General features: G+C 28.1%; 10 protein-coding genes. All 10 read right to left on the bottom strand.

Going from position 1 to position 12,814, the window contains the following annotated elements; all coding sequences use genetic code 11:
- Window positions 1-21: 21 nt before the first annotated feature.
- Window positions 22-1,308, bottom strand: a complete 1,287-nt coding sequence (locus EGM88_RS05260; RefSeq protein WP_123896920.1) for a phenylacetate--CoA ligase family protein — start codon at window positions 1,306-1,308, stop codon at window positions 22-24.
- 360 nt (window positions 1,309-1,668) lie between these two features.
- A complete protein-coding gene (locus EGM88_RS05255) occupies window positions 1,669-3,330 on the bottom strand; it encodes a C45 family autoproteolytic acyltransferase/hydolase (RefSeq protein ID WP_123896919.1) in 1,662 nt (553 codons plus the stop codon).
- Between the two features lie 65 nt (window positions 3,331-3,395).
- A complete protein-coding gene (locus EGM88_RS05250) occupies window positions 3,396-4,925 on the bottom strand; it encodes a phytoene desaturase family protein (RefSeq protein ID WP_123896918.1) in 1,530 nt (509 codons plus the stop codon).
- Window positions 4,909-8,619: an MMPL family transporter gene (locus tag EGM88_RS05245; RefSeq protein WP_238988384.1), complete on the bottom strand. Its 3,711-nt coding sequence runs from the start codon at window positions 8,617-8,619 to the stop codon at window positions 4,909-4,911. Before EGM88_RS05245 ends, EGM88_RS05250 begins: the two co-directional genes overlap by 17 nt.
- Before the next feature lie 3 nt (window positions 8,620-8,622).
- On the bottom strand, window positions 8,623-9,807 hold the full coding sequence (locus EGM88_RS05240; protein ID WP_123896917.1) for a DUF2062 domain-containing protein: 1,185 nt from the start codon (window positions 9,805-9,807) through the stop codon (window positions 8,623-8,625).
- A gap of 18 nt (window positions 9,808-9,825) precedes the next feature.
- A complete protein-coding gene (locus EGM88_RS05235; protein ID WP_148084081.1) occupies window positions 9,826-10,323 on the bottom strand; it encodes a hypothetical protein in 498 nt (165 codons plus the stop codon).
- Between the two features lie 80 nt (window positions 10,324-10,403).
- Window positions 10,404-10,775: a hotdog family protein gene (locus EGM88_RS05230; protein WP_123896915.1), complete on the bottom strand. Its 372-nt coding sequence runs from the start codon at window positions 10,773-10,775 to the stop codon at window positions 10,404-10,406.
- A gap of 83 nt (window positions 10,776-10,858) precedes the next feature.
- Window positions 10,859-11,473: a hypothetical protein gene (locus EGM88_RS05225; protein WP_123896914.1), complete on the bottom strand. Its 615-nt coding sequence runs from the start codon at window positions 11,471-11,473 to the stop codon at window positions 10,859-10,861.
- A complete protein-coding gene (locus EGM88_RS05220; protein WP_123896913.1) occupies window positions 11,454-12,014 on the bottom strand; it encodes an outer membrane lipoprotein carrier protein LolA in 561 nt (186 codons plus the stop codon). Before EGM88_RS05220 ends, EGM88_RS05225 begins: the two co-directional genes overlap by 20 nt.
- A 55-nt stretch (window positions 12,015-12,069) precedes the next feature.
- On the bottom strand, window positions 12,070-12,726 hold the full coding sequence (locus EGM88_RS05215; RefSeq protein ID WP_238988383.1) for a polysaccharide deacetylase family protein: 657 nt from the start codon (window positions 12,724-12,726) through the stop codon (window positions 12,070-12,072).
- Window positions 12,727-12,814 lie beyond the last annotated feature (88 nt).

Below are 12,814 nucleotides of genomic sequence, written 5' to 3'. Positions count from 1 at the left end.
ATCCCTATAAAATAACCAAAATTATCTTTTATCAATAAACAGAACAGGTTTTCTACTGTTTTTTGGAAATTTTAATTTGTTAATATACTCAATATCATGTATTTCTATAGATGGAAGCACTCTTAACTTGGCACGACAATGATCTTTAATTTGTTGCAGAATTTTATCAGATTTTTCCAATGTCCCTATTTTTATGAGAATTTCATCGGTACCAATGCTATTATGAGATATTTCTATAATGTAGTTTTCTACAGTATCAAAATCGTTAAGTAAATCATATAACGCAGGAGGATATAGCGTTGTCCCTTTGTATTTTACCATCTGCTTTTTTCTTCCTATAACGGGACTTAAACGCAAGGTGTTTCTACCACAACTACACGGCTTGGTGTGCTTTCTAACAATATCCCCAGTTTTAAAACGAAGTAAAGGCATACCTTCTACACCTAAAGTTGTTATGGTTAACTCTCCATATTCACCTTCTTTTACTAGATTATTATCATCATCTAATACCTCAACAATAATTAATTCTGGATGATGATGTCCTCCTTGTTGAGCTTCACATTCAGTAAATGCAGTACTCATTTCTGTAGAAGCATATGTTGAAAACAATTTTATATTCCACTTAGAGGTGATTTTTTTTGCCAATAAGTTCAACGAAAAATCATCAGTTCTTAAAGCCTCTCCTATACAAATTACACCTTTGACACTTGAAGTATTACAATCAATATTATTTTTTTCGGCATAATCTATCAGTTTTAATAAAAATGAAGGAACGGCAACCAAATAAGTAGGCTTAAATTTTAAAATCGAATCCCATTGCAACTCTGGTATCCCAGCCCCAACTCTAATAATACTTGCTCCTAACTTCCGAACACCTAAAAAATATGCTAACCCTGCAACAAAACGCCTATCCATTGTAGTCATTAATTGTACAGTATCGTTTTTAGTTACTCCGGCACAAGCAAAAGAAATGGCTTCATTATATGCCAACCGATCTAAATCCGCATCTGTTAAGGCAAAAGTAACAGGACTTCCTGTAGTACCTGAAGTAGTTACATAATCTATAATTTTACTTTTAGGAGCACATAAAAAATCATCATTAAACTCTTGCAGATTATCTTTAGTTGTAACTGGAATTTTAGTTAAATCTGCTAACGTTTTAATTTTTGAAATATCAATATTATAAGTTTTAAATAACTTTTGATAGTAAACAGAATGTTCTTTAAGATAAACTAGTAATTCTGCTAACTTTTCTTCTTGAAAACGTTTAATTTCTAAAGTAGATTTAGTTTCTATGGAGGGAATCATACATTAATAAAATGAGCAAGCTAAAGTAATAAAAAGTGTTTAGAAAGAAGTTTTTATAGTAAAAAATTGTGATTTTATTAATCTAACAAACAATACAAGCAACTATAACTAAAAAGTTTAATCCTATTTTTATTACTTTTAAGCTTTCTAATAAAATGTATGAAAAAATACGGAATAATTCTTCATGCATTAGAGCTCTTTACATAGCGAATTGGATTGTAACACTTGTCCAAAGACAATAATTTTGGATTCAAATTTGTAATTGCAGGACTTGTAATAGTAACAGCTGGGCTTTTAATAATTGTATATAGTAGAAGATTAAAAAAGTAAAAGTTCTTAAAAATAGATTTAAAGTATTGGTTAGCGTTCTATCTTTTTTATATACTTTTCTATTCGCTTTTTATCGGGTACAGTTGTAATTTCTTTAGTCAGTGCTTTTTTAAATTGAATTAATGCTGCTGCGTCATAGCCTTTATTGTAATAATACTTTCCAACTAACGCGTACACCTCCCAATATTCAGCATTTGCATATACAAGTTCTTTTAGCAACTGATTGCTAGCTTTACCATTACTTTTAATAATTTTTAATAATTTATGTCTCAATATACGATAACGCTCATAATTCTTATAAGCATTAGTTGTAACAAAATTATCTTCTGGAATGGTTAAGCTTTCTTCAGAGATAGATTCATTAAAATCCTCATTACTAAACTTTTTAAACACCTTATTTAAGTCGTAACTAACAAATTCTCCTAATTGATATGGATTTGTTGAAACCCATACTTTTAACTGTTCTGGCTTAAAAACTATACCATGATGAGCCAATAACTGGTTCAACGCTTTTTCATTACCATAACCAATATTTTTATCCTTTAATCCTTTCGTATTTCTTAAAATATCTACAGCTTTTTTAGGGTTCATTTTTTGATTTTCTGAGAGCAATTCCTCCATACGCTCATAACGATATTGAGAATGACTTTCTGCCTTTTGTTTTCTGTTGTTTTCATCATTAATGTAGACATCGCTTTGAAAATGATTTGAACACAATAATTGACTCGAATTATTCGCTTGATAAACTCCAAAATTATTGGGAGAAACTTCTATAGCAACCGCATTATGATCTTTAGCACTACCCACCAAAATAGCTTCTGAAACAAACACCTCTCGTTTTTTAGCAATAGCAATAGCTTCTTCAATAGTAGATGCATACTGCAAAATTTCTCTTGTTAACAAAGAAATCGGAGTTTTAGCCACCAATGGGATATCAGACTTTCCTGCATTAATAGTAACGGTCAATCCTTGATCATTCATCCCAGAGACTACACCAATCATTCCTCCCCAAGTAACTGACATAAACTTATATCCTTTATCTGGATTTACAAATGCAATAATTTTTTCTTTAGCAAAATCATCACCAGCATAAAAATCGAAATTTCTAGCTAATAACAAGCTTCCGTCTTCAGATTTATCATCCCAAACAGCAAATGAAGAACACCCTACCAAGGCTAAATCTTTTAAAGCATGTCCAATGTCATGAGCTCCATGTAAGTATAAATTTCTAAGATAATCTTCTGCGATATAATCATAATTATCACCAGCATAACGAGACACTCCAAAAATTTCTGTTTTATATTCTTCGGTTATATTTAAATAGAGTTTTCTATTATACCAGGCCAAAAATTTACGCAAAAGTGCTTGTTTTAATTTAGATGGCACCATCTCCTCTATTTTTGAAAAGAAAATTTGTTCTTGATTTTGATATAATTGACGAGTTAAGCTTCCATTTGCCAATCCTCGTTCTAATGGATCACCTTTAATATACAATTCCCAAAGACCATGTTGATTTTTTCGTAATTGATTTACTCCAACAGTATATGTTGAATCGTTTATTTTTACCCTTTCAGGTATTTTATTAATATAACCTTCTAGTTTAGGTTGATGATTAATAGATTTTTTAATTCCACAAGAGGTTGATAAGACTATAAGTCCTATTAAAAAGTAAGAATTAGGTATTATTTTCATCTTATTTTTCAAGCAATTGTTTCTTTACTTTTTACTGATCTTATTGAATTAATTACTTTACACTTTTAAAGTTTATTTGCTTTTACAATCTTATTTAGCAAATGTTCTTTACCTACAATTTCTGAACATGTTAATACAGCACTAATTGTTACTCCTAAAATACCATGCATATTAAGACTTTGACCTGTAAAAAAAAGATTTTTTAATCGAGTTTTTGGAGATAAAAAAGATTTCATTGGACTATTTGCATCTTTAACATATCCATACATTGCCCCTCTATTAACACCAATATAATCTCGATAAGACAATGGTGTTGAAGCATATACAGATTTAATACAATTTCTAATATTTGGAAATTTCTTTTCCAATTCAACTAACATCAATTCAATTTTATCTGCTTTAAATTTTTCATACGCTTGCCCTCGATCTCCTTTTTCTACAACAGTATTAAAAGTATCTTCCCATTGTTTTACTTCATCATAATTCATATAAGTTATTGCAGTCATATTTTCTGCCCATTTATTATCTTCAGGGTGTTTTACACTCATAGAAACCATATAACCTTCAGGCCAGCTTTTATCATCATAAGAAGAAGCTGTCCAAACTTTTTTATAATCTTTAAAATGATAATAATTATAATTAATATACTTAAATGTTTTAGGCTTAAAAACAATATAGACACTGAAGGCAGAAATTACACTTTCTATACGAGAAATACGATTTATATATGACTTTCTAAGTCTGTCAGTTCCTAACATTTTAACCGTATGTTTTGGCTCTATATTAGAGATAAATACATCTCCCTTTACTTCGAGACCATCTTTTGTTATTACAGAAACTAATTTTTCTTCTTCAAATCCAAATGATTTTACCTCACTACGTTTGTAAGCCTCTCCTCCAAATTCTTTTAATTTTCTGACTAATAATTTAGCAATCTGACTACCTCCATTAATACATCTAAACGAACTCTGAATATATGAATTAACAGATAGAGCATGCACATAAAATGGAGTTTTATCTTTATCGCCTGCATATAAAAAATTAGAACCTGCTAATACAGATTTTAACTTCTCATTGTTGGTAATACTATCTAAAAAATCACTTATTTTAAGACTTAATAAAGTGGTATTATTATAATATGTATCTCCTAATTTTAAATTATACAATGGAAAACTATTACAAGTCTCTCTAATTTTATCACAGTAATGCTGAATAGCTTTTGCTTCATCAGGAAATTTTTTTGTCAATTGAAGAGCAAAATTATCGTAACCTTGTGCATGAGGATATTCAATCGTATCATTATCAAAAGTGATAACATCATATTTATTTTTATCCATTCTTTTTAACTTTAGGTCATCCATAATACCTAAATAGTTAAAGTATTGGTATAAATTTTGCCCTTTATCCAACCCGCCTATATAATGTACACCAGTATCAAAAACACTTTTATTTCTAGAAAAAATCTGAAGATTACCTCCGTACTGATTATTTTTCTCGAGTACACAGACACTTTTGCCTTCACGAGCCAATATGTTGGCTGAAACAAGTCCACCCAAGCCACTTCCTATAATTACAACGTCATATTTTTCTTTCATCGGATTTTTCTCTTAATTCTAGATAGATTACTGACTTGTTTTGACATTTTATATGATACCCATTTTTAACAAACTCTTCAGATAACCGCTTATTTTTTACCAGAAAAATATTACTTATTTGTAAATCTATTATTCTTTTTACAACTGAAGGAGTTGTTATTAGTGCTGAAATTATTAAAAATTTAATGTTTTGAGATATTAATTGCTCAAAATCATTCAAATAATTTACTTTTTTATGAATAACAGTATAGCAATTCTTTGCAATATTTCGTTTTTCATGATCTTGAATATAACAAGATATTTTTCTATCTAAAAACCTAGAGACTAATAATATATCTATCTGTCCATAATCATCTGCAATATGTGTAATATCGGATTTTACTGGTAGGCCATCAGAAAGTTCTTTATAAATTTGTTTATTTTTAGAGAAATCGCGTTTTACAGCATTAAAAATGCGTTTATCTTTATAACGATAATTATTAAATAAAATATCTTTAAAATAATCAGCATTTTCAATAGAATCTCTAACTTTTTGGAATTCTTGTTTATAAAAAGTTCCTATTTTCTTAGTTCGTTCACGATCTGAAATTCCATATTGTTTATCGTTATAAGCTATTCTTTCACCAACTACAACTGTTAAACTACCATCATAAATAATAAAATCACGTTTAGGTAAAACTTCTGCATTACCATGAAGGTATAAAGGTAAAATATCTAATTTTAATTGTTCCGCTAAGAAAAATGCTCCTTTATGAAAACGTCCTATTTTATTAGTAAATGACCGTTTGGCTTCAGGAAAAACAACCAAACAGTAGCCTTGTCGTATTTTGGCTTCCAAATGTTCTAAACTTCCATCTACACCACTAGAAACTGGATAAAACCCTGCCACTTTTGCCAACAGACCAAAAACTGGTGATTTATACACCCAATCATTTACCAAATAAATAACATTTGGTGTTACCATACCTATAGTTAAGGTGTCTAAAAATGAAGAATGGTTTGAAATAATAACAGCTGGTTTTTCAAATTTTTCTTGATGTGGATTGATAATTTCCTTTTTAACAAAAGGATTTCCATATAAAGTGGCAGTTACCATTTTTGCCATAGTGTTATGTAGCCACTTCATTTTCTTTTTCTTAGAAAATGGTAAAATCGGTAAGATTGTGATACTAAAAAGAGACAATAACATTCCTCCTACTCCATAAAAAGCAAACAACAACATTGCATGTAAAAATGTTCTTATTCGCAAAGGAGCTAACCCTTTTTTTATACGCCATCCAATAAAAAATTTAAAGAGCAAAGGTTGAATGGTAAATGCAATTAAAACCGCTGATAAAATTCCAATAATAGAAACCGCTGATATAGACTTTAATGCAGGATGTTTAGCGATAATTAAAACACCAACTCCTAAGACTGTAGTTATAACCGATAATAAAATTGAGGTTTTATAGGTTGACATTTCATTAATACCATAAGTGTATTTTTTTAACAACCCATTAGTAATAAAAATACTATAATCTACCCCAAGACCGAATATAAATGATGATATAATAATATTAAAAACATTAAAATGGATATTGAAAATTCCCATAACTCCAATGGTTAATATCCAAGTTAATGCAATTGGAATTATTGTAATTATAGTAAGCTCAGCACTTCTATAAAAAATGAATAAAATAATTACAACAGCCCAAAATGAATAACCAATAAGTGTATTAAAATCATCTTTTAAACTTCCTAAAAAAGTTTCATTAATATGTTGCCGATCAATAACCACAGTTTGAGGCAAATTATCTAATTTATTAACTATATTTTCAAGGTTTTCAGGAGCTACTTTTACCATAGAAACAACAGTAGTAAAGTTGCTATCTATTGTAACAAACTCATCTAAAAACAAAGAGTTAAGTTTTTTATAATCTTGAAAATTTAAAGTAGAAAAATCACTTTCTAACAGTTCATAAAAACGACTAAACGTTTTTGGTTTAAAACCAAGAGTTTTACCGCTTTCTATCAAGTTTTTCTTTACGGCTTGTTTTCTTTCGGAATTCCAAAAATTATTCCACTGTTGCTTTTTATTATTTTGAATTTCCTCAGCCAACACCAAAGAACCAACCGAGCTAAAACTTAAAATGCTATCCTTTAACTTTAAACTATTTAAGGTGTTATAAATCTCTTCATTAATTACTAAAGCTTCATTTACAGATGTTCCATAAGCCGTGACATAGATGGATTTAGATGCCATATCCATTAATACGTCCAACTTTTGTTCTGCTTTTTTTAAGTCTTCAGATTGATAATTCATTTTTGAAATATCCTGATCAAAAATCACATTTCGATAAGTAAAAAGACTAATAAAAAAAACAATAATTATACCTCCTATCAATATTTTACTACCATGAAAACCATAAGCTGCAATTCTATCTATAATTGTGTTTTTAGTTCTTAACTTTTCTTCTTTAAAACGGTATAATTGAGGAATCAATACTAAAGCAAAAACAGAGGCACTTATAACACTAACTGAGGCAAAAACACCTAAGTCATTTAAGGCTTCTGACTTTAAAAACAGCAAACATAAAAAAGCAATTGAAGTAGTAATACTACTCATTAATATTGGCTTACTTACATCTTTGTAGAGCTGTTTTATATTATTATTATACTTATAATGAGTTAAAATATGTAATGAATAATCTAAAGTAACTCCGAGCAAAACAGAACCAATACCTAAAGAAATAGCTGAAATTTGACCTTTTGTAAGATACAACACCGAAATTGCTACCAAACCACCAAAAATAGTCGGCAAAAACAAAATAATTGGAATTAGTATTTTTCTATAAAAAAAAATAAGAATTAACACCAAAACGGTAAGTGCAATACTTACGGTAAACTGCACATCCGTTTTAATTTGATTAGCATTGGCTACGGCAACTACAGTTGCACCGTAGTACTCACTCTGAACTTTTGAATGATATTTTTGATTTAAATTATCTTGAATCTTATACAGTTGATTCACAAATAATGTGTTATTAGCTGTTTCATTAGATCTCAATTTGGGCACTATAAATAGCAGGAGATTTTTACGATTTTTACTCACTAAAAACCCATTGTAAATTTCAAAATTATCTTCAACTTTTAATTGTTCTAATTTTTTTAAACCTAAAAAAGAAAGTGCTAGTGGATCTTTTAAAATTGTTTCTCTAGCAACGATACCTGTAGGAGATACCAGCGTTTTAAAATTTGATTGTGTAATTTTAAAAATACTATCTTTCTGTAACCTCGTATCTATAGTTTGATAATCAGCTTCATTCAGAAATAGAGGTAAGTTTTTATAAATAAAATCTAGAGTTTTTCCAATTTCTTCATCAGCAATTTTCCCTTGAATTTCCTTTATATAATTGCCACTTTTATTAATCGTACTGTCTATAAATTCTGTTGCATACTCAATTAAATCGTTGGCATTTGCGTCATTCTTAGCTTCTATATTAACAATTATTTTATCTGCAAAGTTTACATTTTTAAGGACTTTATTTGTAATATCTGATTTTTCAGAATTTGGAATTAACTTCGTTATATCTTCCTCAAACTTTAAGTTTGAAGCAAAATACACCAATAAAAGTACGAATAATAACAAAAAAGCTGTCCATATAACTTTTTGTTTTTGAAGTAATTTATATATTTTATAAAAAAAATCACCCATAACCTACTTGCTATTTTTGCTACTAAAAAGATGAAGTGTAATATAACCAATTGTTCCAAAAAGTATTGCTGTCAAAAAAGCTAACACAAAACTACCTACTACATACTGCACAAGGTAAACTCCAATTTTAAAATTTTCATCAATTTGATTAAGCTCTAAGCTGGTTCTACCTAAAATAGATCCTCCCATTTTTAGGCTACCATAAATTATAAAAGGTATAAATATGGGAAAACTAACATTTGAAAACACAAAGCTAATAACCTTATTTAATTTAAAAATGGCAGCTAACATTATTGCTAAAATAGAGTGAAATCCCCAAAATGGTGAAATACCAATAAAAGTACCCAACGCAATAGACAATGCTTTTTTTAGGTTAGAATCTCTACTACCAATTAAATCTTCATAAAAAAATTTTTTAAACCCTTTTTGCTTAAATCTTCTATAAAAGTCACGTGGTTTAATATAAATAATAGCAACCGTAAACAACCAAGTATTCATTGCACTTATACGGATAAAATCCATAAAAGGTCTATAATGAGAAACACGTTCATCAGAATCGTAAAGTACTCTTATGGGAATATTTCTAACCTCAATTCCATTCCAAGAAGCCTTTACAATAACTTCTACCTCAAATTCAAATTTAGTACTTAAAAACTTGATTTTATTTATCTCTTTGACAGGATACATTCTAAATCCAGATTGTGTATCTTGTAATGTAAATCCTGTCTCTGCCCAATACCAAAAATTTGAGAATTTATTAGCAAAACTATTTTTTCTAGGCATGCCTTTGGCATTCAAATTTCTTGCCCCTATAAATAGTATTTTCTTATTTAAAGAAGTATCAAATTCTTTTATAAACAACGGAATGTCATCTGGATAATGTTGACCGTCAGAATCGATAGATATAGCATACTCAAAGTTTAATTCTTCAGCCCTTTTTAAACCTAGCCTTAAAGCATTGCCTTTACCAACATTATTTTTAAGATTTATTTGAGTAATCTCAGGATACTTTAAAAGTATATTTTTTGTATTATCAATTGACCCATCGTTAATAACAATAATATTTTTTGTGTACCTGAGCACACCTTGGATAACACGTTCAAGTGTAGTGTCATTGTTATAAGTAGGAACTACAACACAACAATTATAATCGCTGATTTTTTGTATTATTTCTTCAGGGTTTTGCACGAAACTTTATCAACTGCTTTAAAGTTTCGAAATTACAGTTTTTTCTTGGGCTGTAAAAGCATTAGATTGTGAAACATATCCTTTTATATGATTCTTTAACGCTTTATTTTTCAGATATGATAATTGACTAGTAATAAACATTTTATCTTCCTTAATATTCATTTTATATTTTAGTATTTTAGGAGCATGCTCTTGAATACTTAAACGAATTAATCGCAACTCAATATTACTTGGATATTTAATAATTATATCTTCTAATAAAACTACCCCTTCTTTAAAAAGAGCTTTTTTATTTTTTATTTTATCGGCATACTTGGCTTGCATTGTAGTAGCTGCAGCTTTATACCCCACTAATGTAGCCTCATCAGTTTTAGTTACATTTTTTAACTTTTGATAAAATTTAGTTGCTGCTTCTTGTGATGCAGATGCTTTAACATATAAATCACGCACCTCAACAATAGATGGATTTATTGCAATTGCTTGAAAAAGCATTATGTAAAATATAAGTTTTACCATTTACTACTATAACTTTTTTTAAAGATCTTTGTTTTCTAAAATATTAGATATTCAAATTTGACTTTCTTTTAAAAAATAGGTTAAACACTTACTTCTTTATAAATACCATTAAATTTTAAAGCTAGGGTATCTTCCATTTTCGTCGTGTTTTTTACTTTAAACCTATCATCATCTTCTCTAACATCTAAACTTAAAACTAAGGTATTGTTAACTTCTGGATTAATTAATGCCATAAATTTAATATTACTTGATTTTTCCATAAACAAGTGCTTGTTTAATGCTTTCTCGGTAAGCTCTTTAATAATTTGAATCATACAAACACCCGGCATAACTGGATTACCTGGAAAATGTCCTTTAAAAATTTCATGATCTTTATTTATAAAGATTTCAGATTCTATTTTACCCTCTTTAAAACTAAAGGATTGTATTTTATATAAATTTTTTAATAGCATTTACTTTTATTTATAATTGGTAAAAATAGAGTTTCTTTTTTAATTTATATGCATTGTAAGTTTTTACATAGTTTAACACTCCTTTAAAAAGCTTTCAATTCAATTTTTAATTTTAAATTTTTATGTTCAATTAAAATTTTCTCAGCCATTTTACACTCATTGCTTTTAAAATTAAAAATCACTTTTTCTTTTATTTTTGAAGTATTAACTAGCTTTTCTAAACAATTATGCTCTTTTTTTACAAAATAAAAATTTAAACGGTTTTTATTGTTAGATTGATATACATTAAAATATTCATTTTTAAAGGTCTTATTTACTAATATATCTTCTTGTAATAAAATTCGAAAATCCTTTTTTAAAGTATTAACTAATATTTTTTTATTTAACTCACTAGCAATAAAATGGATTGTATAGTCCTCTTTATTTAATTCCATGTCTAACATTTTTGTACCAAATTCAGTAGCAAAAACAATTCTATGATGTTGTGTAGCTAATTTTTTAATTATTAAAATTCCACTAAATTCATAACCATACACCTCAATATTAGCTTTATAAACATAATCTTTAAATACATTAGAAAAATATGGATTCTTGTAGTTTGATAATTCTACATTAGCCTCTGTAAAATCTTTGGTTATTGCTAAAGAACAAGAAGACAATAGAAAAATAACAAGTATATTAATTTTTAAAAACCTCATCCTTTATGGTTTGATTTTCTATACGATTTTTAAAAATTATATGGGTATAGTCATCTGAAGGTTCAACCATCTTCACTTCCATAACAGTGTAATTCTCTTTATCAAAATACAATATAAATTGTTTGATATACTTTTTAAGCTCCGCATCTTTAGAATTAAAAGTAACAATATAGTTCTCTGTGGTTTTAATAAAATTCATGGTAAACTCAGTTTCATCAAACATATCTCCGCTAATGCTTTTTACAATAAGTTGGTTAAGCTGTTGAAACAATTGATTAGAGCCAATATTAACATCACTTTTTTTACCTTCGTTATTAATCAATAAGTTTCCTTCTTTAAAAACCACACTATATTGAAAAGGCTTTGTATATGACCATTTTACCAATTTTGGAGCTTTAAATTTCATTTTACCAGATGTTTTTATAGCATCAGATAAAAATTCCATATGCTTAAATTGGTCAAAATCACTATTTATAGTTGTTGTTTTTTGAGCCACAATTTTTACATTTTTTTTTAAATCAGTTATTTCCTTAGGTGTCATTACCTGTTGGGAATAAATTGTGGTTGTTGTTAGCAATAGAAATGTAAATAGCATTCTAAACATAAGCTTCTATTTCAAATAATTTATCTACCGTAGTAGTTTCAAATTGATGTTCATGTAAAAATAACAATAACTGTTCCAAAACAACTAGAGTTCTTTTATTGGTATCATGTAATAAAATTACATCACCTGGTTTAAGACGTTTCGTAATTCTTTTTAGAATTTTTTCAGGGTTTTTAATTTTAGTATCTAATGACCTAACATTCCAGCCTATTACGTGATGTCTTGTTTTTGCAATTGCTTTTCTTATAGCTGGATTTGTTACACCAAAAGGAGGTCTAAAAAGATTTGAATTTACATTTAAATTTTCATATATCAACTCATTACACTTATTCACATCATCAAGAACTTTTTTATGAGAAAAAAAACCAAAATTATTAGAATGACTGTAAGAATGATTTCCCACTACATGTCCTTGATTAACTATTTGATTAAACAATTTCGGATGATTTTCAATCTGCTTTCCAACACAAAAAAAAGTAGCTTTTATATTATGCTTTTTTAAAAATGTTAATATTTGAGGTGTGAATTCCAAATTTGGACCATCGTCAAAGGTAATAGCCACTTGTTTCTTATTAGTATGTGGATTAGAATGTAATGCTTTAAGATGATAATTCCATCTGATATGAAATGAACCAATTATAGTTATCACTAACCAAACTAAAAAAATAAAAAAGTACAAAAATTTAGGGACTTCAAATGTGTAAACCAAAAGAACTACTACAAAAAAGAAGCTATTT

Source organism: Aureibaculum marinum (genome assembly GCF_003813905.1).
In the GTDB taxonomy this organism is placed as follows: Bacteria; Bacteroidota; Bacteroidia; order Flavobacteriales; family Flavobacteriaceae; genus Aureibaculum; species Aureibaculum marinum.
The sequence above is the reverse complement of the archived record's forward strand: the minus strand, read 5'-3'. Positions and strand labels throughout refer to the sequence as shown.